The organism is Rothia sp. HMSC069C03, from assembly GCF_001811075.1.
GTDB classification, from domain to species: Bacteria; Actinomycetota; Actinomycetes; order Actinomycetales; family Micrococcaceae; genus Rothia; species Rothia mucilaginosa.
Genome location: NZ_KZ627138.1, coordinates 65,273 through 90,396 on the forward strand (window position 1 = coordinate 65,273; position 25,124 = coordinate 90,396).

Annotated in this window: 23 protein-coding genes, 1 pseudogene and 2 riboswitches; of the genes and pseudogenes, 9 read left to right on the forward strand and 15 right to left on the reverse strand. The window is 59.4% G+C overall.

The features are described 5' to 3' along the window. Positions 1-17 precede the first annotated feature (17 nt). Positions 18-692 carry an amino acid ABC transporter permease gene (locus HMPREF2779_RS06030; protein WP_012904266.1) on the forward strand — a complete coding sequence of 225 codons (675 nt, stop codon included), beginning with the start codon at positions 18-20 and terminating at the stop codon, positions 690-692. Next, on the forward strand, positions 685-1,434 hold the full coding sequence (locus tag HMPREF2779_RS06035; protein ID WP_105361079.1) for an amino acid ABC transporter ATP-binding protein: 750 nt from the start codon (positions 685-687) through the stop codon (positions 1,432-1,434). The genes HMPREF2779_RS06030 and HMPREF2779_RS06035 overlap by 8 nt, the downstream gene beginning before the upstream one ends. A 100-nt stretch (positions 1,435-1,534) precedes the next feature. Here HMPREF2779_RS06035 and HMPREF2779_RS06040 read toward each other — a convergent pair whose 3' ends face one another. The 4 genes from HMPREF2779_RS06040 to HMPREF2779_RS06055 all read right to left on the reverse strand — a co-directional run bounded on the left by HMPREF2779_RS06040 (position 1,535) and on the right by HMPREF2779_RS06055 (position 4,291). Continuing rightward, entirely contained in the window at positions 1,535-2,326 is a 792-nt protein-coding gene (locus HMPREF2779_RS06040) for a trimeric intracellular cation channel family protein (RefSeq protein ID WP_105361080.1), read from the reverse strand. Between the two features lie 262 nt (positions 2,327-2,588). Then, complete coding sequence (locus HMPREF2779_RS06045) at positions 2,589-3,029, reverse strand: GNAT family N-acetyltransferase (protein ID WP_105361133.1); 441 nt, start codon at positions 3,027-3,029, stop codon at positions 2,589-2,591. A gap of 146 nt (positions 3,030-3,175) precedes the next feature. Next, positions 3,176-3,706, reverse strand: coding sequence for an alkylhydroperoxidase, AhpD family (locus tag HMPREF2779_RS06050; protein WP_070685194.1), 531 nt, complete (start codon positions 3,704-3,706; stop codon positions 3,176-3,178). 3 nt (positions 3,707-3,709) lie between these two features. After that, positions 3,710-4,291, reverse strand: coding sequence for a peroxiredoxin (locus HMPREF2779_RS06055; RefSeq protein WP_105361081.1), 582 nt, complete (start codon positions 4,289-4,291; stop codon positions 3,710-3,712). Between the two features lie 223 nt (positions 4,292-4,514). Between HMPREF2779_RS06055 and HMPREF2779_RS06060 the strand changes: the two genes are divergently transcribed. Then, positions 4,515-5,147 (forward strand): GNAT family N-acetyltransferase, encoded by a 633-nt coding sequence (locus HMPREF2779_RS06060; RefSeq protein ID WP_105361082.1) that lies wholly within the window; start codon positions 4,515-4,517, stop codon positions 5,145-5,147. 36 nt (positions 5,148-5,183) lie between these two features. Here the strand turns inward: HMPREF2779_RS06060 and HMPREF2779_RS06065 are convergent, their stop codons facing one another. Next, a complete protein-coding gene (locus HMPREF2779_RS06065) occupies positions 5,184-5,501 on the reverse strand; it encodes an acylphosphatase (protein WP_049334014.1) in 318 nt (105 codons plus the stop codon). A gap of 268 nt (positions 5,502-5,769) precedes the next feature. Here HMPREF2779_RS06065 and HMPREF2779_RS06070 point away from each other — a divergent pair, with 268 nt between their 5' ends. Next, the gene (locus HMPREF2779_RS06070) at positions 5,770-7,353 is read left to right on the forward strand and encodes a DHA2 family efflux MFS transporter permease subunit (RefSeq protein WP_105361083.1); all 1,584 of its coding nucleotides are present in this window, start codon (positions 5,770-5,772) and stop codon (positions 7,351-7,353) included. A 155-nt stretch (positions 7,354-7,508) separates the two neighbouring features. Then, positions 7,509-7,646, forward strand: a pseudogene (locus HMPREF2779_RS06075) (C4-dicarboxylate ABC transporter substrate-binding protein); the annotation flags it as partial. A gap of 133 nt (positions 7,647-7,779) precedes the next feature. On the opposite strand, the gene HMPREF2779_RS06080 reads toward HMPREF2779_RS06075, so the two are convergent. From HMPREF2779_RS06080 to HMPREF2779_RS06095, 3 genes are all read right to left on the reverse strand, one after another. Next, a complete protein-coding gene (locus HMPREF2779_RS06080; protein ID WP_044150839.1) occupies positions 7,780-8,388 on the reverse strand; it encodes a DUF1269 domain-containing protein in 609 nt (202 codons plus the stop codon). Between the two features lie 450 nt (positions 8,389-8,838). Then, positions 8,839-9,531 carry an SDR family oxidoreductase gene (locus tag HMPREF2779_RS06090; protein WP_044151027.1) on the reverse strand — a complete coding sequence of 231 codons (693 nt, stop codon included), beginning with the start codon at positions 9,529-9,531 and terminating at the stop codon, positions 8,839-8,841. A gap of 397 nt (positions 9,532-9,928) precedes the next feature. Continuing rightward, complete coding sequence (locus tag HMPREF2779_RS06095; RefSeq protein ID WP_105361084.1) at positions 9,929-10,780, reverse strand: transcriptional initiation protein Tat; 852 nt, start codon at positions 10,778-10,780, stop codon at positions 9,929-9,931. A gap of 243 nt (positions 10,781-11,023) precedes the next feature. Between HMPREF2779_RS06095 and HMPREF2779_RS06100 the strand changes: the two genes are divergently transcribed. Then, positions 11,024-12,112: a zinc metalloprotease gene (locus tag HMPREF2779_RS06100; protein WP_105361085.1), complete on the forward strand. Its 1,089-nt coding sequence runs from the start codon at positions 11,024-11,026 to the stop codon at positions 12,110-12,112. A gap of 147 nt (positions 12,113-12,259) precedes the next feature. Here the strand turns inward: HMPREF2779_RS06100 and HMPREF2779_RS06105 are convergent, their stop codons facing one another. The 4 genes from HMPREF2779_RS06105 to HMPREF2779_RS06120 all read right to left on the reverse strand — a co-directional run bounded on the left by HMPREF2779_RS06105 (position 12,260) and on the right by HMPREF2779_RS06120 (position 17,610). After that, a complete protein-coding gene (locus HMPREF2779_RS06105; RefSeq protein ID WP_105361086.1) occupies positions 12,260-14,374 on the reverse strand; it encodes an AMP-binding protein in 2,115 nt (704 codons plus the stop codon). Between the two features lie 428 nt (positions 14,375-14,802). Beyond that, positions 14,803-15,645: an ABC transporter permease gene (locus HMPREF2779_RS06110; RefSeq protein WP_105361087.1), complete on the reverse strand. Its 843-nt coding sequence runs from the start codon at positions 15,643-15,645 to the stop codon at positions 14,803-14,805. After that, the gene (locus tag HMPREF2779_RS06115) at positions 15,645-16,709 is read right to left on the reverse strand and encodes an aliphatic sulfonate ABC transporter substrate-binding protein (RefSeq protein ID WP_105361088.1); all 1,065 of its coding nucleotides are present in this window, start codon (positions 16,707-16,709) and stop codon (positions 15,645-15,647) included. The genes HMPREF2779_RS06110 and HMPREF2779_RS06115 overlap by 1 nt, the downstream gene beginning before the upstream one ends. A gap of 64 nt (positions 16,710-16,773) precedes the next feature. Continuing rightward, the gene (locus HMPREF2779_RS06120; protein WP_070685210.1) at positions 16,774-17,610 is read right to left on the reverse strand and encodes an ABC transporter ATP-binding protein; all 837 of its coding nucleotides are present in this window, start codon (positions 17,608-17,610) and stop codon (positions 16,774-16,776) included. A gap of 4 nt (positions 17,611-17,614) precedes the next feature. Then, positions 17,615-17,711, reverse strand: a riboswitch (SAM riboswitch). Between the two features lie 175 nt (positions 17,712-17,886). Further along, positions 17,887-17,995: riboswitch (SAM riboswitch) on the forward strand. Between the two features lie 114 nt (positions 17,996-18,109). Here HMPREF2779_RS06120 and HMPREF2779_RS06125 point away from each other — a divergent pair. After that, positions 18,110-19,537, forward strand: coding sequence for an LLM class flavin-dependent oxidoreductase (locus tag HMPREF2779_RS06125; protein WP_105361089.1), 1,428 nt, complete (start codon positions 18,110-18,112; stop codon positions 19,535-19,537). A 120-nt stretch (positions 19,538-19,657) separates the two neighbouring features. Further along, a complete protein-coding gene (locus tag HMPREF2779_RS06130; RefSeq protein ID WP_070691781.1) occupies positions 19,658-20,101 on the forward strand; it encodes a YchJ family protein in 444 nt (147 codons plus the stop codon). 217 nt (positions 20,102-20,318) lie between these two features. Here the strand turns inward: HMPREF2779_RS06130 and HMPREF2779_RS06135 are convergent, their stop codons facing one another. The 3 genes from HMPREF2779_RS06135 to HMPREF2779_RS06145 form a co-directional block, all read right to left on the reverse strand. Further along, positions 20,319-21,002 carry a hypothetical protein gene (locus HMPREF2779_RS06135; protein ID WP_233992298.1) on the reverse strand — a complete coding sequence of 228 codons (684 nt, stop codon included), beginning with the start codon at positions 21,000-21,002 and terminating at the stop codon, positions 20,319-20,321. Between the two features lie 140 nt (positions 21,003-21,142). After that, positions 21,143-22,591, reverse strand: coding sequence for an NCS2 family permease (locus HMPREF2779_RS06140; protein ID WP_105361090.1), 1,449 nt, complete (start codon positions 22,589-22,591; stop codon positions 21,143-21,145). A gap of 312 nt (positions 22,592-22,903) precedes the next feature. Then, positions 22,904-24,370, reverse strand: coding sequence for an NCS2 family permease (locus HMPREF2779_RS06145; RefSeq protein ID WP_105361091.1), 1,467 nt, complete (start codon positions 24,368-24,370; stop codon positions 22,904-22,906). 369 nt (positions 24,371-24,739) lie between these two features. Between HMPREF2779_RS06145 and HMPREF2779_RS09345 the strand changes: the two genes are divergently transcribed. Beyond that, positions 24,740-25,045 (forward strand): lactococcin 972 family bacteriocin, encoded by a 306-nt coding sequence (locus tag HMPREF2779_RS09345; RefSeq protein ID WP_105361135.1) that lies wholly within the window; start codon positions 24,740-24,742, stop codon positions 25,043-25,045. Positions 25,046-25,124: the final 79 nt, after the last annotated feature.

The following is a 25,124-nucleotide window of genomic DNA, read 5'->3' on the forward strand; positions in this document are numbered from 1 at the left end:
GGAGCTGAGTTCCGTTCATGGAACGCTACCTGAATCTTTGGGCTGAGTCCCTGCCTCAGCTGCTGGGCTCGACCCTGGCAGTGACTATTCCACTGTCGCTGATTTCTTTTGCGGTGGCGCTGCTGGTGGGCATTGTGTCTGCTGGTGCGCGCACGAGCCGTTTTGCACCGGTGAACTGGTTGGCGTGGGTGTACATTTGGGTTTTCCGTGGCACCCCGCTGCTGGTTCAGCTGTTCATCGTCTTTTACGGCCTGCCGAAGGTCGGTATCGCCCTGGACGTGTGGAGTGCCGCAATCATCACGATGAGCCTGCACACCGGCGCGTACGTGGCGGAAACCTTCCGCTCGGCGGTGGCGGCTATTCCGCGCGGCCAGTTTGAGGCGGCGGCAACCCTGAACTTCACCCGTATGCAGACCCTACGCCACGTGGTTATTCCGCAGGCGGTGCGTATTGCTCTGCCGAACCTGGGCAACAACTTTATTGACCTGATTAAGGGCACTTCGCTGGTGTCGGTTATTTCGATGGTTGACCTGTTCCAGACCGGTAAGCAGATCGCGTCGCGTACCTTCGAGCCGCTGGCAATGTACTCCGAAGTCGCCATTATTTACCTGGTGATTTTCACTCTGCTGACCGCCGCGCAGTCGGCGCTGGAGAAGTACAGCAACCGTTACGTGAGGAGCAACAATGCTTAGCGTTGATTCCCTGTCGAAGAGCTTCGGCGAGACGCAGGTGCTCAAGAACATCAGCCTGGACATCCCCGACGGTGAGACCACGGTGATTCTGGGCCCCTCCGGTAGCGGCAAGTCGACCCTGCTGCGCTGCCTGAACCTGCTGGAAACCCCGCAGTCCGGCACGCTCACCATTGATGACGCGCAGGTGGATTACAGTCAGAAGCTCACCGACGCGCAGGTGCGTGATATTCGCTCCCGCTCGGCGATGGTGTTCCAGCAGTTCAACCTGTTCCCGAACTACACGGCGCTGAAGAACGTGGCGCTCGCCCCGACCCTCAACGGCACCCTGGACGCCAAGCAGGCTGAGGAGCGCGCCCGCGAGCTGCTCGCCAAGGTGGGTCTAGCCGATAAGACCGGCTCCTACCCGGAGTCGCTCTCGGGCGGTCAGCAGCAGCGCGTGGCGATTGCCCGCGCCCTGGCGCTGGAACCCTCCTACCTGCTCTTTGATGAGCCGACGAGTGCGCTGGATCCCGAGCTGGAGGCGGAGGTTATTCGCGTGCTCATGCAGCTGGCGAAGGAGGGGCGCTCCCTGGTCATCGTGACGCACAATATGGCGTTCGCGAAGAAGGTTGCGGACCGTATCGTGTTCCTGGAGAACGGTACCCTGCGCTATAACGGCGAGCCGAATGGCTTCTTCGCCTCGGACGATGAGCGTATCCGCAAGTTCCTGACCGTGTACGACAGCACCGAGTACACGATTTAGCCGTACTGTACATAGTAAATATGGGCTGGTTTCTGCCCGTCAGATAAGCATCTGACTAGCGGAAACCAGCCCATATTCTATATTTAGCATATATTGGCTCTTACTCTGAAAGCCCCTTAGAGCGGCGGTACTCCTCCAGCTGCTCAGCGTTAATAACCTCAAGCTGCTCAGTGAGCGGCTCACCGGGCGACCAGCCCTCATTAGCGACGGTGCGATCCTCCTGCTTGCCAAGAGTGAAGAGGCGGGGGCGAGGCACACGCAGCTCCGCCGGGGTGGTCGGCAGCTGCCAATTCTTCATATGGGAGAGCACACCCAGCACCAAACACAGCAGAATGGACAGACCCATCGCCAGGTTCGGGCGGTGGAATAGGCCGGTCACGAGGGCGGTCTCAGCGGCACCCACAAACGCGACCGTCGCGTACAGGGAGTTACCACCAAAGATTGCCGGAATACGGTTGACCATGATGTCACGGATAACGCCGCCACCGACCGCGGTGGTCACACCCAGTGCGATAGCGGGCAGCCAGTGCAGACCCAGGTTCAGGGACTTGATGGTGCCGGTTGCCGCCCACGCGCCCATACCGATGAAGTCAATGATGAGCATGGTTCGGGTCGCCCACCGGGCACTCAAATCGATGCTGTACGCCAGAATCGAGGAGCCGATAGCACCCACCCAGTAGCCGCCGTCGGTGAGCGCCACGGGCAGGCCCGAGTTTAGTAGCACGTCACGAATCATGCCGCCGCCCATACCGCAGGCGACCGCGAGTAGCAGGAAGCCCACGATATCGAATCGGAAGGCGCGCGCCACGGCACCGCCGAGCAGACCGTTAGCGACAACGGCGGCAATGTCGACGATGCGGAATACCTGATCTGGGTCAAAGAGCTCGTGCATGGGCGTTCTCCTGCGTACGTGATGCGTGTGCTACGGGTGCCGGTAGGGGGAGGCGCGCGCAACGGGGGGGGGTCGGGTGACGACGTTATCACCGCATCCGGCTCTGTCTGCCTGTGCGCGTACCTGAAATGGCACCGATTTATTGTAGACCCGCCGCCGCCTCTGCTCCTAGTTGAGAGACGCTTGTTTCAAGCTCTACGGCTTAGTGGTTTAGCCCAGTGCCTTAGCCAGCTTGAACGAGTCGAGCCGTATGAGAATTGCCTTATCGATAGCATGCAAGGGTGATGCATCCTGCCGCCTCTACGGGGGCGTAGCCGTAGCGTTTGTAGAGCGCAACGGCGTGTTCAGTACCGACGTCGGTAGTAATGAGTCGCTGTCGAATGTCTTCTCGGTCAAAGTCCTCAATGACACGCTTTAGAAGCGCAGAACCAATGCCCTGTCGTTGGGCGTGCGGATGCACTAGGAGGTCCTGAATGTAGGCGATAGAGTGTCCGTCCCCGACGGCGCGGACTAGCCCGACGAGCCGTCCCGTTCCGTCGGTGATTGCCTCTCGTGCGGTGTAAAGATACCGCGATCCTTCCACCATCGGGATGAGACGTTCGGGTATTTTGGTATAGGCACTCCAGCCGACAGAATCGTAAAGCTCTGTGAGTTCTTTCACGCTGGGATAGGGGCTAGTGGAGTCCAAAATACAGTACTGCATACAGGCATTGTATAGCGCCAAATCGGGGGAGTTTAGAAACTTCTGCCCAACACGTTGCTGGGCTTGAGGGCATAGAGGAAGCGGCGCATCTGACCCGTAAAGGGGTGGACGCGCCGCTTCTGTGTAAGCTCTAACGCTTAGTGGGTTTAGCCCAGTGCTTCAGCCAGCTGAATGCCCTGTGCCACGCCACCGAGGGTTGCAGCAATACGGATCAGGTCGTTGACCTGCTCCTTGGTTGCGCCCTCTTCACGCAGGGTGTGCTCGTGAGCCTCAACGCAGTGGGAGCAGCCGTTGACTGCGGACACTGCCAGAGCGAACATCTCGAAGTCCAGCTTCTCAATGCCACCGTTCTTGCCGATGATCTGCATACGCAGGTTTGCGCGCTGGTCATCGTATGCACCGTTCAGGAAGCCACGGGTGCGGTAGAAGATGTTGTTCATGCCCATGATGGATGCAGCACCCAGAGCAGCCTCGTAAGCGGTGTCGCTCAGGTGCTCCTTAGCCTCTGCAGCAATCTCAACAACGACAGAGTCAATCTTGGTTGCTGCTGCGGTTGCGAGGATTGCGCCCCAGAGCTGCTGCTCGGACAGGGAGGTGATGCGGGGTAGGGAGGACAGGTTGAGGTTCATGTCCTTCGCGTAGGAAGGCAGAGCCGAACGCAGGTTATCGATGCTCATGGATTACTTCATCTCCTTGAATGCGTCGATGGTCTCTGCACCCTTCTTCCAGTTGCATGCGCACAGCTCGTCGGACTGCAGTGCGTCCAGCTGGCGGAGTACCTCGTCGGTGTTACGGCCGACGGAGTCAGCGGTAATGGAGACCGACTGGATGGTGTTGTGGGGATCGATGATGAAGGTTGCGCGGTCTGCAACGCCATCCTTGTTCAGGATGCCCAGTGCGCTAACCAGCTCACGCTTGAGGTCGGATGCCATGACGATGGGCAGGTCCACGAGCTCTTCGTGGGAGCGGCGCCATGCGTAGTGGGTGTACTCGTTGTCAACGGAAACACCGATCACCTGGGTGTCGCGTGCCTCGAACTCGTCAGCGAGCTTGCCGAATGCTGCAATCTCGGTGGGGCAAACGAAGGTGAAGTCCTTCGGCCAGAAGAAGACGACGCGCCAGGTGTCTTCGTCCAGACCCTCGGAGGAGACGGTGGTGAAGTAGTCTTCGGGCTTGGTTGCTTCGATGTCAGCCAGCTTACCGGGGACAACGCCGGTGAGCTCGTATGCGGGGAACTGGTCGCCGATGGTCAGAACTGCCATAGTGTTCTTCTTTCTGCTTTGTGCCGCGCGGATTCGTTGCGCGGCGCTTATTTTTACTGCCCAGTGGGCGGGCTCGATAACTATTTTATTATGAATAATTCATAATAATCAAGTGATGACGGGTGAAAATGCGAGTATTAAGTCGTGATTTGCGTCACTGAATATTCTGGGATGTTCACAAAAGCTTTTCCGACGCACAAACCCGAGGGTTTAAGCTCGAACCATGACCCCCGAACACAGCGACTTTTCTGAGCACAGCGAACACGTAGAGCCCAACCAGCCCGAACTCATTACCGAGCGCCTCACCCTCCGCCACCTGTGCGAGGCGGATATCCCCGACATCGTGGAATCCTGCCGCGACGAAGAAACCCTCCGCTACACCCGCATTCCCTTGAACTACACGCGCGCTGACGCCGAGGACTACCTGCTCACCACCATCCGACAGATTGCCGCCGGGCAGATTCAGCGTTGGGCGATTGACGCCTCCGGCGTGTTTGCCGGGACCATTGAACTGCGCCTGCCCGAGGGCACCCCCGAAAGCCCCGGAACCCGCGCCGAACTGGGCTATTATGCCGCCCCGAAAGTGCGCGGCAAGGGCTACATGACCGAGGCGCTGCGTGCCGTCCTCGGCTACGCTTTCGACCCGCTTGGCTTGGGGCTTGAGAGTGTGCGCTGGACCGCCCTGGCGGGTAACGAGCCCTCCGAACGAGTGGCGGTTAAAGCGGGTTTCACCGGCATCTACGACGATATTGACCCGAGCTCCGGCCGCCCCGACGAGAACGGCCACCCGGTGCAGCATCGGGTGCGCCGCGCCGATATGACCCGCGCCCAGTTCGCGGCGCTCTGGTCTGACTAGCTCTGGGCTAGCTAAACCGCGCTACTTTAGTCCGCGCTACCTGATGCCGAAGCCGCGGAACGAGCCGGACGGCTCCTCCCACTCGACGAGCACCTCATCCACGCGGCCCGCGGTGTCGCCGCCGCGCAGAATATCTACCAGGCGAGCGCAGGAGACGGCGGTACCTTCCGCAACGACTTTCACGCGCCCGTCGTCGAGGTTTTCGGCGTAGCCGGTCAGCCCCATGGGCTTGGCGGTTCCGGCGCACCACCAGCGGAAGCCCACGCCCTGCACTTTGCCGCTGACGAAAGCGACGAGGCGGATTTCGGCGGGTTCTGCCGGGGTGCGGTCGGTGAAGAAATCAAAGAAACCCATGGGTCCTCCCGTGGTCGTCTCGTTGAGGGTGGTTTGATGGGGGTGAGCGCCGGTGGTGGCGCTCTGATAGCTTCTATAGCTTCAGTCTAGAGGGTTCGGCCCGCGCCCGGCGAGGTGCCGCGCGCTCGCCGGTCAGCGGCTGCTAAGCGCTGATTAGGGTAGAGCAACCGGAGCCGCGCCCACAAGGGGAGTAAGATGGGGTGATATTTATCAGCGGCAACGCTGAACACACAGACTGTACCCGCAACGCTCATCCGCTGGAGGATCATTGAGTTCACGCCCCAAGAAAGCGCCTCTCGTCGGTAACCCGGCGAAGACACCCTACAAGCCCTGGCCTGCTCTCTGGTCCCTGGTTGTTGGCTTCTTCATGATCCTGGTGGATGGCAATATTGTCACCATCGCCCTGCCGCACATGCTGCAGGATTTGGATGCGTCGCTGTCGGCGGGCATGTGGGTGACGAGCGCCTACCTGCTGGCGTATGCGGTGCCGCTGCTCATTACCGGCCGTATGGGTGACCGCTTCGGTCAGAAGAACCTGTACATGATCGGTATGGCTATTTTTACGCTTGCTTCCTTGTGGTGTGGTCTGGCACCGAACGTTGAATCGCTGATTACTGCCCGCGTGGTGCAGGGCCTGGGTGCGTCGCTGATGACCCCGCAGACCATGTCTCTGATTACGCTGATGTTCCCGCCGAATGCGCGCGGTGTTGCGATGAGTATTTGGGGTGCGACGGCGGGTGTCGCCTCGCTGGTTGGCCCGATTCTGGGCGGCGTGCTCGTGGATGCCCTGAATTGGAGCTGGATTTTCTTCGTGAACATTCCGGTGGGTTTGGTCGGTCTGTTCTTGGCGTGGCGTAACGTGCCGGTGTTTGAGCAGAAGAAGCACAGCTTCGACTGGTTGGGCGTGGTGCTTTCGGCGGTCGGTCTGTTCCTGCTAGTTTTCGGTATTCAGGAAGGTGCCACCTACGACTGGGGCACCATGACCGATTCGTTCCTGGGCACCGGTATTGCGGTGAGCGTGTGGGGTCTGATTATTGCCGGCATTCTGGTGCTGGGTCTGTTCATTGGTTGGCAGGCTATTAACCCGCGTGAGCCGCTGGTTCCGCTGAGCCTGTTCAGTGACCGTAACTTCTCGGTGTCGAATGTGGCCATCGCGGCAATGGGTGTGGTCGCTATCAGCATGGCATTCCCGCTGACCCTGTACCTGCAGCAGGTGGAGGGCCTGGACCCGACCCAGGCTGCGCTGATGACCGCCCCGATGGCGTTGTTCTCGGGCGCGTTGGCGCCGGTGGTGGGTGCGCGTCTGAACCGTAACGACCCGAAGTGGATTGCCGTGATTGGCTTTACGCTGATGGTTGTTGGTTTTGCTCTGCTCCGCCCGACGATGGTTGCGGAAGGCAACCTGTGGCTGATGGTTGGTCCGATGATTATTCTGGGTGCGGCGAACTCCTGCATTTGGGGTCCGCTGTCGGTGTCTGCGACCCGTAACCTGCCGCCGCAGCGTGCCGGTGCCGGTTCGGGCGTGTACAACGAGACCCGCCAGATGGCGTCGGTGCTGGGTTCGGCTGCGATTACGACGATTATGGCTTCTGCGATTACCTCGCACCTGTCCGCGTTGGGTCCGGCTGCCGCAGCGGGCGGTAGCTCTCACGGCAGCGCTGCTGGAGGCGTGCTTCCGCAGGTCCTGCGTGAACCCTACGCGGCGGCAATGGCTGATTCCATGATGCTGCCCCTGGTTGCCGCGGCGGTGGGCGCGGTCGTGTGCCTGTTCTACGCCTCCAAGAAGACCTCCGAGGCAAAAGCCGCCGCACAGAACGCTGAGGCAGAGCCTGAGTCAGAAAACACTAAATAGAAGGCTTATCAGAGCGCTTTTACGGCATAAGCGGTGCATAACCTGAGATATGGTGCTATACCGGAGAAAATCTATATGCACTCTGTGTATGATGAAGCGGGTTATTGTTGCCCTGAGGTGTTGAAACCTCGTGAGAGCGCAATAACCCGCTGTAGAAGGACATCTTCGTGGAGATGGATTACATGCCCGGCCTGCTCGCCAGCGAGGAAGAGCTCGACCGCATCACCGAATCCTTCGCCCAGCTTCCCCTCCGCAACCCGAACGGCACCACCGGCATCAACATCCACCTGGAGAAAGAGAGATGGCTAAAATCCCCACCTTGAGTTTGGTATTTTTGCCATTGTCTTCCTTGATTTGTTCAAGATCTTGAGCCAAAATCCTCACTTCCTCTTTCTAAAATCTATTTTTTATGAGATGCTTGGGTGCTTACGCTTTCAATTTGTCAAACTTTGCTTTGACATTCGCCTTGAATTCTTCAAGCTTAGCCTTGCGTTCGGCTTTACGTTCAGCCTTCATCTGTGCACGCGCCTGGTTGTAGAGGTCTTCTTGGACTTGCAGAGCTGCTTCGATTTCGGCTACGACGGTTGCTACATCCCAACGCACGATTTGGGTGTCGTACTTGGTGAAGTAAGCATCGATGACTGCTTCGTTGTCTTCTTGCACCAAGGCAACAACGGCTGTTTCACCGTTAGTCAATTTTTGAGAAACAACGTCAATCAGGCCAGCTTCTGCCGTATCAACGGTAGCACCAGCAACCAAACCATTGAGGCTACCAATACCATAACCAAACAAGACGCCGATAGGACCACCCAAAAGCCCGATAACTGCACCGAGCAAGCCACCTTTTAGGGTTGCATCCGTCGTTGAATCTTCAAAATCATAGCGTTCTTTTTCAACGATATGACCGTTTTCATTTTTGACCAGGGCGATTTGAGCAACCTTGGTCGTCTGAGTTTGGCGGAAAGCCTTCAAATCTGCAAAGGACTGATAAGCTTCGCTTTCGGTGTTAAAGACTGAAATTACTAGGTTTTCCATAGTTGGTACCTCGTTCCTAAAGACTATATATACATTGTAATACAGTTCTCTTTTTTTGGGAACTACTTTTTGCGACAATTTACCTCGGCGGCAGCCGGTAGGCTGAGTCCTAAAGCAGAGGGGCCCGGCATCCAGTATGGATGCCGGGCCCCTGGTGTTTTAAATTCGCTGTCTTAGCGGCTCATGCCCCTTAGCGGGTAATGGTCGCCGAAGCAGTCAGACCAGAAATGTCCTGGTAAGCTACGCCTCGGCGGGCTCGTCCGGGGTTTTGTCGGCGAAGAGATCGAAGAATCCCACGGGAACCTCTTGCAGTTGCTCTAAAAATACATGGTACTTTAGGATACTGAGCGATGCGGCACCAACCTTGCGTGAGAGAAAAACACGCCCCAAACCCGTGAAGAGGCTCGGGACGCGTCCGCACTCAGCCGGGGCGGGTGCATCCGGCAAACCCTAGCGCAGCTTATTGCTGTTAGGCGCCGATGCGAGAGCCTGAGCTATCGGGGTGGGCCCGCCAATAAACGGGAGCGCCTTCCCAACCGTGGACGGGTCCTCAAGAACCGCCGCCAGCACCTGGGCAACGGTGGCCCGCGGAGTATTAGATTCGGCGCCGGGCGTGTGGGCGGGCTCAATCCCCAGAGTAATGCCGCCTGCCTCCTCAAGGGTGAGCGTCCCCGGCCCCAGAATCGTGTAATCCAGCCCCGAGCCGCGCAGGTGCTCATCGGCGATCGTCTTCGACTCGGCGTAGGCGTAAAAACTGTCATCAGGGTCGATGCCGTGCCCGGAACCCGCGCCCAGGTACGATACCATCACGTACCGTTTAATACCGGCCAGCCGCGCCGCATCCATCGACCGGATCGCAGCGTCACGGTCAATCGCATAGGTGCGTTCGGGGCCACCTACACCGCCCGCACCCGCGGACCACACCAGCACTTCTGTATGTAAATCCTTGAAGAGCTTCGCCATCTCCTCGGTGCTCAACGCGGTAATGTCAGCGACCACAGGGTTCGCCCCGCGCGTGACAATATCCTCTGACTGCTCCGGCCTGCGAATAAGCGCATTGACCGCATGCCCGCGCTCCACCAGCAGCGGCTCGGCCAGAAGAGCAACCTTGCCGTGCCCGCCAATGATCGTAACGTTAGCCATCGTATCCTCCTGTATGTTGAAAAATACTTGTATATCCAGAATAGGCTTGCTGTGCCGCAACGTCTATGGTTTTTCTTATGCTTCCCGAGAACGACAGATACCCGCATTCCCTGTGCTGATGCGCTCAAACAGCACCGCATGATGAGAATTCTCGTGCGGGGCTCAAGACGGCGTTATGATGAAGTGCTAGGTTTTTATTGCCCGGCGGCACCGATGACGTGAACGACAAGCCGAACTACCTGAGCGTCATGAACTATTGCTACCAGCTGAGGGTCTGGTTCCCGCGAAGGACTAGCCTCTAGCAGCTACCGGCGGTGCCCAGTAGGCTAAGCCATAAACACAGCGAGGGGCCCAGCATCCATAACGGATGCCGGGCCCCTCGCTGATGTTCGGTACTTTAGCGGCTGATGGTTGCCGAAGCGCGCAAACCAGCCAGATCCTGGAAGGTGTACTCGCCGCCCTCGGTCAGCTGCATTGCGACGTTACCGCTGGTGATCTGAGCGGTGGTGGTCAGGGTGTAGCTGGAGGTCACCTTGGTGAAGTACACCGGAACCAGCGACGCCAGCACCTGCGCGTAGCTCACGCCGTCCTTCGCGGTGGCTTCCAGGTAGTCGGAGGTGCGGATGTCCAGTACGCCGGTCCAGACGTTGTCCTCGATGGTCGGCTCGTAGAACTTCGCAGTGTATGCGATGCCGTTGAACGCCGCCACGGCGGGGTTGTTGGTCTTTGCGCCGCCCTCGCTCTTAGCGAGTGCCGGGATCTCAACGTCGTTATCGACATCCCACAGCAGCGGGTCGGTGACATCCTCGGCGGTGGGGAAGGTGAACTCGAAGGTCACCTGCAGGTGCGCCTGAGGGTACAGCCAGGAGCTGCCCTGGAACTCGCCCTTGGAGTTAACGGGTGCGGAAATCCACAGACCCGCACCACCGTACAGGCCGGCACCGACGCTACCGCCGGGGGTGAAGGTGCCGCCGCCGAGGCTCTGCGGGGTGGTGGAGGTTGCGGTGATGTTGGGTACCTGCACGGTGTAGGAGTCCAGGCCGTAGCGGGTATCAAAGTCGTTGGCGGGGTTCGAGTTGAACGCCTGAGTGAAGACACCGAACTTCATGGTCGGGGTTTCCTGCGCATCGGTGGACGCCGCGTAGGCGGGTACCGCCGCTGCGGTTGCGATGACGGGGGTGCTCCACGCGGCACCCTTGATGAGGGCGCGGCGGTTCAGACCGTTAGTGGTGTTCGAGGAAGAAGTCATGGGATCTCTCTTGTCATTAAGAATGTGGTGATGCATGTGATTTGAATTACTGATACTCTAATGTAATTCAGCTCATCTTCAAAATTATCTCAACTTTTACCTCAATGTATGAACATTGCGGCACCCAGCTCACCTAACACGTGAAACGGGAGCATCATGGAAACCGAGGAGAACGCCCTCCCGGAAAACTCCATCGAAACACCACCGGAACATTATCGGTCACCACACACTAAGGAACACAACATGGCATTTCTGAAGAGCGCACGCGTCACGCTTGCCTCCCTCGCAGTGCTCTGCCTGGGCACTATCGCAGCCCCCGCAGCAAACGCCTACAGCCCCGACATCGACGGCGACGGCATCCCCAATACCTGGGAACTGAAGGGCTACGACGCTGACGGCGACGGCAAAATCGACGTCGACTTCCCCGCAATGGGCGCAGACCCCAACCACAAGGACATCTTCGTCGAGATGGACTACATGGCAGGCCTGTTGCCCAGCGAAGACGAACTGGACCGCATCACCAAGATTTACGCCGACCTGCCCCTGCGCAACCCCGACGGCACCCACGGCGTGAACATCCACCTGGACGCAGGTGACGCCCGCAGCGCCAAGTACAACCTGGGCGGCGGCAACGAAATCAGCTACCAGGCACTCGACAGCGAGTTCAAGGCACTCCACCGCATCAAGGCGACCGAAGGTAAGTTCAACCCCGCCCGCGAAGGCACCTTCCACTACGTCATCTGGGGCGATTACTACGACAACAGCACCTCCTCCGGCATTGCTAACTTCGGCGGCCGCAACCTCATGGTCACCGTCGGCCCGCACTTCTGGGGCAAGGCAACCAGCGACATCCGCGTGGCAGTGTTCGTGCACGAGCTCGGCCACAACCTCGCCCTGAGCCACGGCGGCTGGGACGAAATCAACTACAAGCCCAACTACTACAGCGTCATGAACTACCAGTACACCCTCACCGGCGTGCCCATGGCTGACGGTAGCCGCTACTTCGGCTACTCCACCGCCGAATACCGCATGCTCAACGAGGCGAAGCTGTACGAGGCGCGCGGCTTCGGTCCCCGCGCGGCTGGCTTCCTGTACAAGGGCAAGCCCGCCAACCAGCCGATTGACTTCAACGGTAACGGTAAGATCGACACCGAGCCGGTGTCCGTGGACCTCAACGGTGACGGCATGATCACGAACCTGGGCGCGGCAAGCGATGTGAAGATGATCCGCTTCCAGGCGACCGAGCACCCTGAGAAGGACAAGGGCCCCGAGCACATTGAACCGAGCGGCATTACCGCCGAGCACGCTCGTTCGCTGGGCCTGATCAAGTAGGCTGAAGGCGGCACGCCGCCGGTTGAGAGCCTTGTCAGCTCGGTAAAATAGCAAGGTGCGGATACCGAATCATCATTCGGTATCCGCACCTTTACTCTATGCAGCTTTTCGGCTCAGCGTTCAGACCAGCAGTGGAGCCTAGACATCCTAGCTCACGCGGCCGGTATCCACCAGCACCTGCGCAATGTGGCCCAGCGCCTCCTCGTTCTGCAGCGAAGAAACATCGCCCAAAGAACGGCCCTGGTACAGCTCACCAAGCAGACGGCGAGTAATCTTACCCGAACGAGTCTTCGGGATATCAGCAACTGCCACAACATCCTTCGGCTTAGCAATCGGGCCAATGTGCTCACGCACGTGCGCGGTCAGCGCTGCCTTCAACTCATCCTCAGTCAGGTCCTTACCCTCATCGGTGAGCGTCACGTAGGCAACCGCCTGGTGACCGGTCAGCTCATCCTCCACGGGGCAGACGCCAGCCTCAACCACAGCCGGGTGAGTCACCAGTGCCGACTCAATCTCAATGGTGGACAGGCGGTGACCCGAAATGTTAATCACGTCATCAATACGGCCGAGGATGTACACGTTACCCTCTTCGTCTTCCTTCGCGCCGTCGCCAGCGAGGAACCAGCCGCGCTCGCCGTAGTGGCGCCAGTAGGAATCCAGGTAACGCTGCGGGTTCTGCCACACGGTACGAGCCATCGAGGGGCCAATCTTATCGACCACGATGAAGCCCTGCTTGCCGGGCTCGACCGGGTCGCCGTGCTCATCCACCACGCGGGTGGATACGCCTGGAACGGCGCGGGTAGCGCAACCGGGCAGGGGAGTGCAGTGCGGGGTGCCCTCCGGGTAGGTGCCCTCGGGCGCGAATGCCGGGTCGTGGGGGCGCGGGGAGCACACGGTCGAACCGGTCTCTGACTGCCACCAGGTGTCGATGAACGCCGCGGTGCCGCCGCCCACGTGCTGACGCAGCCAACGCCACGCCTCCGGGTTAATGGATTCACCCACCGAACCGAGCAGACGCACGGTCGAGAAGTCGTACTTACCGGGCTCTGGGCCGTTCGGGAACGCACCCATGAGGGAACGAATCAGGGTCGGGGCGGTGTAGTAGTTGGTCACGCCGTAGCGTTCGATGACCTCAAAGTGGCGACCGTAGTGCGGGGTGTTCGGGGTGCCCTCGTAAATCACCTCGGAGACACCGTTAACCAGCGGGCCGTAGATTTCGTAGGTGTGTGCGGTCACCCAAGCGAGGTCGGCGGTGCACCAGTGAACGGTGGACTCAACCTTCTCGGGGTCGTTGACCGCGGACAGCTCGTCGGGGCGCAGCACGCCGTTCTCGTCCACGTAATCCGGCAGCAGATCGTACAGCAGCGCGTGAGTGTACGCGGTCTGCACCAGGTAGCCGCCCATCGTGTGCACCAGGCCCTTGGGCTTACCGGTCGTGCCGGAGGTGTAAATAATGAACAGCGGGTCTTCTGCGTCGTGCAGTTCGTAGGCGTGAGTATCCGGCTGATCGTCAACCAGGTCGTGGTACCAGACGTCGCGGCCCTCAGTCCACGGCACAGCGGCGTGCTCTACAGGGTCAGAGGCGCTGGTGCGATCCACCACGATGACGTGCTCAATATTGTTCTCACCGGAGCATGCCTCGTCGGCGTTCACCTTCACGGGAACGACCTTGCCGCGGCGGTTCTGACCGTCGGTGGTGATGAGAACCTTCGCGCCGGTGTCTTCCACACGGAACTTCAGCGCCTCGGCGGAGAAACCACCGAAGACGAGGGAGTGAATCGCGCCAATACGCGCGCAGGCGAGGGTGAAAATAATGGTTTCGGGGATGACGGGCAGGTAGATGACCACACGGTCACCCTTGCGCAAGCCCAGGGACAGCAGGCCGTTCGCTGCCTTCGCGATGCGGTGCTGCAGCTCTGCGTAGGTGATGGCCTCACGGTCGCCGGGTTCACCTTCAAAGTAGAGGGCTACCTTGTCGCCGCGGCCCGCCTCGACGTGGCGGTCTACACAGTTGTAGGCGACGTTGAGCTTACCGCCCTCGAACCACTTAATTTCGGGGATGTTGAACTGTTCGATGCCGTCCTCGTCGAAGCCGAGGGACTTCGGCTTCTCGAAGCGGTGCGCGGTGTGCCAGGGCTCAGCCCAGGTGAGTCGCTGCGCCTGCTTCTCCCAGAACGCGACGCGCGCCTCGTCAGATTCGTGGGCGGGGTTCGGGGTGGGGCTCAGCGGGTCGGTGAACGAGTAGGGGGTGGGCAGTCCCATTATTCTCCCATCGGTTGCTGGCATTAGCACCCTTGCTCACCGTGCCGCTGTCTGTGTGACCGTGGGGTCTGTGTGTGCGTTGGCGAGGGGGTTGCTGCGACGTCGTTGAGCCAGGTCTCTCGGTCGCTCTGGATGGTTTGCCTTCTTAGTAAAGCGCGCTCGAGGGGGTGGACGCAAAGGGGACCGTCATATTCGGCATGGTGAGTACCAGTTCGTAATATAACGACATATTTAAAGACCCCGCCCCGCGCTCACTGCTGTGGGGCGCGGGGCGGGATTCATCATCATCATTCAGTAGGCGACAGGTTTCCCCCGCCGACTTCTTTCTCCGGCGCGTAGCGATGATTAGCTCACCTTCGGGAGCAGCTATGCGGCGGACATCTCTCCTAAAACTCAGCGCGTGCTGAGTGTTGCGTATAGCTGTGGTGCTAGTTGCTGGGGTACTTCGCCTTCACCCAGCGCTCGAAAACACCCACCAGCGCGTCGGTAATCTTACCGAGCACCGCCAGCGCCACAATAGCCAGCAGCAGGCGGTCGGTGCGGCCGTTGTTCTGCGAGTCGGTCAGCAGGTAACCCAGACCCATGGATGCACCCAGCAGCTCAGCGGCAACCAGGAACAGCCACGCCTGAGCCAGCGCCAGACGCAGACCCGAAACGACCGACGGCAGAACCGCGGGAAGCTGAACCGTGGTGAACAGGCGCAGACCCTTCAGACCGAAGGCGCGTGCCGCCTCCACAAGCTTGGGGTCAACGTGCGCCAGAGCCGCAGAAACCGTGGTGTACACCGGGAAGAATGCACCAATAGCAACCAGGGTTACCTTGGAATTCTCGCCGATACCGATCCACAGCAGAAGCAGCGGAACCCACGCCAGGGACGGCACGGCACGCAGCGCACCAATGGTCGGCGCGGCAATCAGACGCGCCGGTGCAGACAAGCCAATCAAGGCACCCAGCACTAGGCCGAGCACGGCACCAATACCGAAACCAATCAGCACACGCTGAGTAGAAATCGCCACGTGGCGGCCCAACTCGCCGCGCTGCGCCAGCTCAACACCGGCGCTGAGCACACGGTCGGGGGAGGGCAGCTGAACCTGGGTGAACACGCCGTTCGTGCTCAGAATGTACCAGAGGGCAATCAGCACCAGGGGCAGAACCAGGCCCAGGTACTGCTTACCGGCGAACGGGTTCGACGGCAGCTTCACGGAAGAGACACGCTTCTCGGCACGCTCAGCGCGAGCGCTGGAGGCGGCGGTAATCGTTGCGGCGGTCATTACTTCTCAACCACCTTTGCGATCTTCTCGACGGCTGCGCTGTCAGCCTTATTTGCGAACTGGTCGTCCACAATGCTGTTCAGTGCCTTGTCCACGTCGGACTGGGAGGGAACGTCGCCGGACTCCACCAGGATCGGGCCGACACCCTTGAGAACCTCAACCTGCTTAGCGCCCGGAACCGGGTCGATATCCAGGTGGGTGCGCTCCATGACGACCTGAGCGGTCTCGTGCTTAATGCCGGACTCCTCCTCGACAATCTTCACAGCCTCTTCGGGGTTCTTCTTAGCCCAGGCGCGAGCGTATTCGTACACGTCCACGATGGTCTGTGCGGCGGTCGGGTTGGACTGAATGAACTTCTCGGTCGCGTTCAGGAAGCCGTAGGTGTTGAAGTTCAGGTTGCGGTAGAAGAGCACGTCGCCGCTTTCCACCTCGGCGGCAGCCATGATCGGGTCCAGACCGCTCCACGCGTTGACCTGACCGTTATCCAGGGCGGTGCGGCCATCGGCGTGCTGCAGGTTCTGAATGGTCAGGTCCGAAGCAGAGATACCCTCCTGCTTGAGTGCCTGCAGCAGCAGGAAGTACGGGTCGGTACCCTTGGTCACGGCAACGGTCTTACCCTTCAAGTCCGCAACCTTGGTGATGCCCGAATCCTTGCGGGTCACCAGAGCCGACCACTCCGGCTGCGAGTAGAGGCTAATGACCTTGATGGGGGAGCCATTAGCGCGTGCCAGCAGCGCCGCCGAACCGGCGGTCGAGCCGACATCAATATTGCCGCTACGCAGCGCCTCATTCGCCTTGTTCGAACCGGCCGACTTGACCCACTCAACCTTCTTACCCTCGGCGGCGAGGGCGGTTTCAAGCCAACCCTTCTTGCGGATAATCAGGGACAGCGGGTTGTAGGTCGCGTAGTCAATGGTCACGGTGTTCTGATCGCCACCACCGGCAGCGCCGGAGGCGTTAGCGGAACCGGAACCTTCACCGGCGCAGGCACTGAGCAGAGTAGCAAAAGCGGCGGCTGCGGCAAGGGACTTGAGGGTGGTACGGCGAGACGGGGAGTAAGTCATGATGAAATCTTTTCGCTTCTGAAGATGATGATGTGATGTGTGAGAAATGTGTTGCGTGGCGGCTTTAGGCGTTATCTTCCACGCCGAGCTCAGCCAACAGTTCGCTACGCAGCGCCGTGATCTCTGCATCGGCGCGGTCACGCGGGTGAGAACGGTCAACGGTCACAATGCGCTGGATGGTGGCGGGCGCCTCCGGGGTGTCCTTACCGAGGACGATCACCCGGTCAGAGAGGTACAGCGCCTCTTCCACATCGTGGGTGACCAGCAGAATCGTAGTCGGGTCTTGACGGTGCACGTCCAACAGCAAATCCTGCATGTTGATGCGGGTCAGCGCGTCCAGAGCACCGAAGGGCTCGTCGAGCAGCAGCACGCCGGGGTTGCGTGCGAGCGCTCGCGCCAGGGAAACGCGCTGAGCCATACCGCCTGAAATTTCCTTGGGACGGTGGGTTGCGTATTCGCCCAGGCCGACCAGGTCGAGCAGACGCGCTACGGATGCTGCGCCTTCAGATTTTTTGGTGCCCTGCGGCAGTCCGAGCGCCACGTTGTCGGCGACGGTGCGCCAGGGGAGCAGGCGCGGTTCCTGAAAGCCGATAGCTACGCGGGGGTCGAGGCCGGTCACTGCCTTCTCGCCGATACGCACGGTACCTGCGGTGATGCGGTTCAGGCCTGCTGCTGCACGCAGGAGGGTAGATTTGCCGCATCCGGAGGAGCCGATGACGGAGATAATCTCGCCGGGGGCTGCGGTGAAGGAGACTCCGCGAAGAACTTCGTGGGTTCCGCCGGGCACGGGGAAAGATTGTCCGACGCCTTCAAAGCTCAAGGGGACGGCGGCGGTGGATACGGCGTGGTGGCCGTTCTTTTCACTGGTGGGTACGTCAGTTACTGCACTGTTGAGTGTCATGTCACTTCCATCGTTCCTGGCGTTAGCACCGGGGGCGGAAGAATCCGTGCCGGTTGCTGCGACGTCGTGGAGCCAGGTCTCTCAGTCGCTCTGGATGGTTTGCTTCTCCCACCCTATGGGCTGTGGCGTGCCTCAATCAACCCGGCGGGCGCGTATGAATTTCTATGACCGTATATTTCGCATTTATCACGAAATATTTCGGTTCCACGTCACAAAAAGATTTTTTCGTCACAAACGTGACCTCCCTCCCGCGCGCCCCGTACACTCAAACCACGAGATCATGAGTCCCGGCGCGAAGCTCTGGCTAGCCGGGCGGCAACCCTCTCCCGTAGCGGGGTGCCCCAGATGATGATCTGGCCTCAACGAAAAGAGGCAAGTACGGCGCGAACGCGCCACCTGCACGAAGGCCACCACCGAACGCAGAAGGCAAGAAGGAGGCGGCGCGCGGGGTGCAGGGTACAAACCCGATCGTCCCCGATCATTCGCGAAAGGAAAATCGATGGCTGAGCAGAAGAAGCGCATCGTAGTTAACGCATTCGAGATGACCTGCATTGGTCACCAGAGCTTCGACCTCTGGCGTCACCCGCGCTCCCGCGCAACCGAGTACAACACCATCAAGTACTGGACTGACCTGGCTAAGACCCTTGAGCGCGGCCTGTTCGACGCCGTGTTCATCGCTGACGTGGTCGGCATCTACGACGTGTACAAGAACTCTGCCGCTCCCGCCATTGAGGGTGCCGCTCAGGTTCCCGTGAATGACCCCGCAACCCAGATTTCTGCAATGGCTGCAGTGACCGAGCACCTCGGCTTCGGTGTGACTGCTGCCGCTACTTTCGAGCAGCCCTACACCCTGGCTCGCCGCTACGCCTCCCTCGACCACCTCACTGAGGGCCGCGTCGGATTCAACGTGGTGACTTCTTACCTGCCTTCGGCTGCTGAGAACCAGGGCCTGCCCACCCAGATCCCGCACGACGAGCGTTACGAAATCGCTGACGAGTTCCTGGACGTCTGCTACAAGCTGTGGGAAGGTTCCTGGGAAGACGGCGCAGTCGTCAAGGACCGCGAGCGCGGCATCTACGCTGACCCCTCCAAGGTCCACCCGATTGGCCACAAGGGCAAGTACTTCTCCGTGCCCGGCATCTCTCTGACTGAGCCGAGCCCGCAGCGCACCCCCGTGATCTTCCAGGCTGGCGCATCCAGCCGCGGCCAGAAGTTCTCCGGTAAGCACGCTGAGGCTGTGTTCATCAGCGCTCTGCGCCCGGACCTGACCCGCGTTGTGACCGACCGTATCCGTGCCTCTGCCGAGGAGCAGGGCCGTAGCCGCGACGACGTCAAGATCCTCGCAATGCTCTCCGTCATCGTGGATGAGACCGAGGAGAAGGCAAAGGCAAAGTACGAGGAGTACAAGAAGTACATCAACCTCGACTCTGCACAGGCTATCATCGGCGGCTGGTCCGGTGTTGACCTGTCCCAGTTCGACGAGGACGAGGTCCTGAACTACGTGCAGACCGAGTCGATTCAGTCCTTCCTGACCCCCTTCACTCTGCAGGCGAAGGACAAGAAGTGGACCCGCAAGGCCATCGCTGAGCACACCACCCTCGGCGGCATGGGCGATGTCATTGTTGGTGACCCGGTTCAGGTTGCTGACGAGCTTGAGCGCTGGATCGACGAGGGTGGCCTGGACGGCATCAACCTGGCATACCACGTCTCCCCGGGCTCCTTCGAGGACTTCATCGAGTACGTTGTTCCCGAGCTGCAGAAGCGCGGCCGCTACCGCACCGAGTACGAGGGCAACACCCTGCGTGAGAACATCTTCGGTAAGGGTCACACCAAGGTTGCTGACAGCCACCCGGCTGCTAAGTACCGCGGCGCATACGTGGGTAAGCCTTCGGCTGCTGACACCCCGGCTCGCGCAATCGCTGAATAAGCGTTGCCGCTGATGCGTACCGTGTAGGTTCGCTCAAACTTAACGATTGAAAACAAGAACGCCCGTTCTGCTGAGGATGTGTATCCCCGGCAGAGCGGGCGTTTCTTTATACTGGGTGGCATGACTGAACTGAACCAGGTTGAACTTAACCATGATGACCGCTGCCCCTGCTCGAGCGGCGAGGTGTACGGCGCCTGCTGCGGCAGGTTCCTGGGCGAGTTTGCCGCCTCCGGCACGTTGACTGCTCCCGCGCCGGAGCAGCTGATGCGCTCGCGTTTTACCGCGTTTGCGACAGGGGATGCGGCGTACTTGCTGGCGAGCTGGCATCCGAGCACTCGCCCGGCAGCCTTGGAGTTGGAGGACGACATCCGCTGGTATCGCCTGGATATTCTGGGTGCTTCGGGTGGCCCGTTTGATGCGTCCGGTACGGTGGAGTTTGTTGCGTATTACCGTTCGGTGCCGGGTGTTCCTGCGGAGGAGCGGGTGAAGGGCAGCATGCATGAGCTGTCGCGCTTTGAGAAGGTGGGCGGCACCTGGTTCTATGTGGATGGAGACGTCCGCTAAATCTCGTAACTTTCCCTGCCTCTCGTACGTGTAGAGTGTGGGCATGGAAGGAATGGCAGAATCATTCCGAAAACGGAACGATTCTGCCATTCCTTGTTTTAGTTAGCTTCTGTCTTTTAGAAGATTTTCAAAGTTAGCCTGAGATATCAGTCAGACCAAGCCAAGAGGCACGCTCTGCCCCCAATAGCAGGAATCAAAATAGGGGATGCGGTCATGACTAAGACGCTTTCTTGAAAACAGAATCTTGAAGAATACGCTCTGCCTCAGCGTAGCTTCGCGGATCTGCCAAATCTAGAAGATCTACCGCCACATGCAAAGGCAGAATATGGGGTGGCTCATCGCATTCACGCAAGATAATGTTCGCCGAATCTACAGACGCTGGAAGCAGGTTGTACAGAAAAATGATGTTCTCTAAATCCTGGCTTGAAACATATGCATCAACCATTGAGCCGTACACCTGAGAAATATCGCTACTAATGCCGGTAAGCGACAATGCAGGGTCTTCCAAAATTGCAGGAATTTCAGCGGGAGGAGCCTGCAGATGATGCACTTTCAAACCGCGGCGGGCTCGGTATCGCTCAACAGACGCAGGTCCTTGCACCTGAATTGCTGAGGCGCGTTCTTTTGCCCTGCGGCGTTCCTCAGCAGATAGAACAGATGACTGACCATCGCAGTAACGCGCCAAAGCGTTGAATGCATCGAAGGAAATAGGACGGCCAGCATGACTGTGGTGCGCAGCGGGAAGAGCGTCGACAACCCAGCGGCTTCCCAATTTACGACCTTGGAGCATTCCACGTTCTAAGCGGGCGCGCACGCTTCGCTCTGAAACCTTAGCTTCTTGAGCATACTCTTGAACGGACATCATGGCAGAATCATACCGAGAACGGAATGATTCTGCCATGATTTTCTCGCACCTGGGAGCGATAAGGAACATGTAAGAGCGAACCAGATACGCCAAAGGCAGGCCCTTCGGCAGCTTGAAAACTTACATTCTCAGCCGCATCAGGAACCTGCCTTCAGCAAATATGTAGACTGTCGGATTTAGCTAGTCCAGCCGTTAATGATGCCCATACCGAAGTAGATCACGAACACCGCGGACACCAGGTACATCAGCCAGTGCACGTCCTTACCGCGGCCCTGCACCAGGCGAATGAAAGTGTACGCCACGAAGCCGGCACCAATACCGTTCGCAATTGAGTACGACAGCGGCATGAAAATAATGGTCAAGAATGCCGGAATACCCAGACCCCAGTCGGTCCAGTCAATATTCACGGCCTGGCGAATCATCAGGAAGCCGACCACGACCAGCGCCGGAGCAACCGCCTCGAAAGGAACGATGGTGACCAGCGGCGAAATGAAAATCGCCAGTAGGAACAGCACACCGGTCACAATGTTCGCAAAGCCGGTGCGTGCACCCGCACCAATACCGGTAGCGGACTCCACGAAAATCTGGTTCGCCGAACCGGACGCGCCACCACCAACAACGGAACCAAAAGCGTCCACGAGCAGGACCTTGTCGATGTCCTCAACCTTGCCGTCCTTCATGGTGCCAGCCTCGGCGGCAAGACCAACCGAAACGCCCATCGCGTCGAAGAACACGGACAGCAGAATGGTGAACACCAGCAGCGAAGCAGCCAGCGGACCGATATGGGTGAACGCGCCGAACAGGTCAGCGGAACCGATGAGGGAGAAGTTCGGGGTGGTGAACTTCATGTCCGCCAGGGAAGGCACGTTCAGGGACCAGCCGGTCGCCGCCTCCTTCACGGAACCGGAGGGGACAACCGCCTCCAGAATCAGGGACAGCGCGGTGGAGGCGAGCACGCCCCACAGGATCGCACCCTTCACGTTACGGATGAACAGGGCGATGGTGAAGAACAAGCCGAAGAGGAAGACGAGGGTGGGCCAGCCGAGCAGGTGACCGCCCGCGCCGAGGGTCACCGGAACGGTGGTGCCGGCTGCGTCAGGCATGCGGCGGATAATGCCGGAGTCGACCAGACCGATGAAGGAAATGAAGAAGCCGATACCGACCACAATCGCGGTCTTGAGCGACTCGGGGACCGCTTCAAACACCGCGGTACGGAAGCCGGTGAGCACCAGAACGGTCATGATTAGACCGGCAAGAACGACCAGGCCCATGATGTCTGCCCAGGTCAGGTTCGGGGTGGTGGCAATGGTGGATGCGAGCAGCGCGTTCACGCCCAGGCCAGCCGCCATGGCGAAGGGCTGCTTGGCGATAACGCCCATGAGGATGGTCATCACGCCGGCAACCAGCGCGGTCACAGCCGCGACGGGTGCGATACCGAGGGTGCGTTCGGAAGCGTCCTTGCCGAGGCCGATGACGAGGGGGTTCAGCACCACGATGTAGCTCATGGCGAAGAATGCGGCGAGGCCGCCGCGGAATTCTGCGGCGATGGAGGAGCCGCGTTCGGAAATCTTGAAGTAGCGGTCGAGTGCGCTGGTGGGCGCTGCCGCCTTCTGGGGTTCAGACATGTGAGGATCCGTTGATGTTGTTCGGTGTGTACTGTTGCGCCGCCGGTTTCGCGGGTAAATTTCGCGGGTGCATTTCCCGGGTTGGGCGCCACGATGGTTCAACCATTGTAGGCGCCGCCGCGTAGCTTGTGCCGTTGAAACGCGTTGTGTGCGGTGGTTCAGTCGGTGATGTGGTGTTTCCCCGCTCCTATAGTCAGATCGGCTGCAGGGGAAAGAATAGCGCAGGGCGGGGTACCGGCAACCAAAGGTGCCGATACCCCGCCCTGCTGGTGCCTGCGCCTCCACGTGTGGAGGGTTCGGCACCCGATGTATTTAGTGCATCCAGCCGGTAATCAGGCCGTTAGCGAAGAAGATGAGGAACACTGCGGAAACCACGTACATGAGCCAGTGCACGTCCTTGCCGCGGCCCTGCACCAGGCGGATGAAGACGTAGGACAGGAAGCCTGCGCCGATACCGTCCGCGATGGAGTAGGACAGGGGCATGAAGATGATGGTCATGAACGCGGGGATACCCAGACCCCAATCGTTCCAGTCGATGTTCACTGCCTGGCGGATCATCAGGAAGCCAACGAACACCATTGCGGGTGCAACAGCTTCGAAGGGCACGATGGTGACCAGCGGGGACAGGAAGATTGCGACGAGGAACAGCGCGCCGGTGACGACGTTCGCGAACCCGGTGCGTGCGCCCGCGCCGATACCGGTTGCGGACTCCACGAAAATCTGGCTGGAGGAGGAGGAAGTGCCACCGCCGACTACGGAGCCGAGGGCGTCCACGAGCAGGACCTTGTCGACGTTCTCGATCTGACCGTCCTTGATGGTGCCTGCTTCGGTTGCGAGACCGACGGAGGTGCCCATTGCGTCGAAGAACGCGGAGATGAGGATGGTGAAGATCAGCAGAACTGCAGCCATGCCGCCAAGGGTGCCGAAGGCACCGAACAGGTCAGCGGAGCCGAACAGGGAGAAGTTGGGCAGCTTGCTGGTGTTGGAGTCCCAGACGGGGACGTTCAGGGACCAGCCGGTGGGGGACTGAAGCGAGCTGCCGGAGGGCACGACCTTCTCCAGGATGATGGAGAGGGCGGTGGAGGCGAGCACGCCGTAGAGGATTGCACCCTTCACGTTGCGGATGAACAGCGCAATGGTGAGGAACAGGCCGAAGAGGAAGACGAGGGTGGGCCAGCCGAGCAGGTGGCCGCTCACGCCGAAGGAGACGGGCACGGTGGTGCCTGCTGCGTCGGGCATACGGCGGATGATACCTGCGTTGACGAGGCCGATGAACGCAATGAAGAAGCCGATACCGACGACGATTGCGACCTTGAGCGATTCGGGGACCGCGTTGAACACTGCGGTGCGGAAGCCGGTCAGCACGAGGATGGTCATCAGCACACCAGCCCATACGACGAGACCCATGATGGCGGGCCAGGTCAGTCCGGGGGTGGAGGCGATGGTGGTTGCCAGTAGCGCGTTCACGCCGAGGCCTGCCGCCATGGCGAAGGGCTGCTTGGCGATGACGCCCATGAGGATGGTCATGACGCCTGCGACCAGTGCGGTCATTGCTGCGACCTGCGGTACGCCGAGGTCGTTGCCGGATGCGTCCTTGCCGAGGCCGATGATGAGGGGGTTCAGCACGACGATGTAGCTCATCGCGAAGAAGGTGGCGAGGCCGCCGCGGAATTCGGCGGCGATGGTGGAGCCTCGCTCAGTGATTTTGAAGTAACGGTCCAGTGTGCCCTTGGCTTCTGCCTTGGGGGTCTGGGGAGCCGCGGTGTTCTCAGAAGACATTCGTGAAAATCCGTAGATACTCATAGTCGGGGCGGGGTTCGGGGTTCCGATCCCGCATAAAAAAGTGTCACTTCCCGGTGTGTTGGGGAGGTGACACTGTTGTTACCGAAATATTCTACGGTTAAAGTTTCTCTAAGCGTTAATCCAGGAAATTCCCAGCTTTCGTTCAGGAAGCCTGATTAAGGCAGGGTAAAAACTCTAAAATCCGCTGACTAGTAAAAAAATATATGTTTTAAATCTAAATATTCTGAAAAACTATATTATTTTCTTCACTGTAGTGCTAGTATTGTTACCACACACAGGACGGAAGAGCAAAATATATTTCCTGCAAAGGGGAAAGTTCTACCGAAAGGTAAGACTATGAAAGTCATGAAATCACTCGCTGTGCTCGCCATGTCGGGGGCACTCGCAACTGGTGTTGGGGCAGCCGCCCTGGCCGGTACTCAGAAGCCGCATGAGGGCGGCGATTGGAATTATGGGGTTGAGTGGGTCGGTAACCGTGCCTTCTCTGATTATCACCATAACGATCGTTGTCATGGTTCTACTGTTACTACTGTGGTCGGGACTGTCCGCTCCGTAGATACTCGTGCTGGTGAAACTTCTCGGGCATCGAAATGGACCTGGGGAAATTTGTTCTTGTACCATCACCCTTCCTATCACTACCGTGTCTGCTAAACCTGTAGGCACATAAACGGATACGTGGGCGGGCGCTGTAAAAGCGTCCGCCCACTGTACAAAATTACGTCAGTTACCG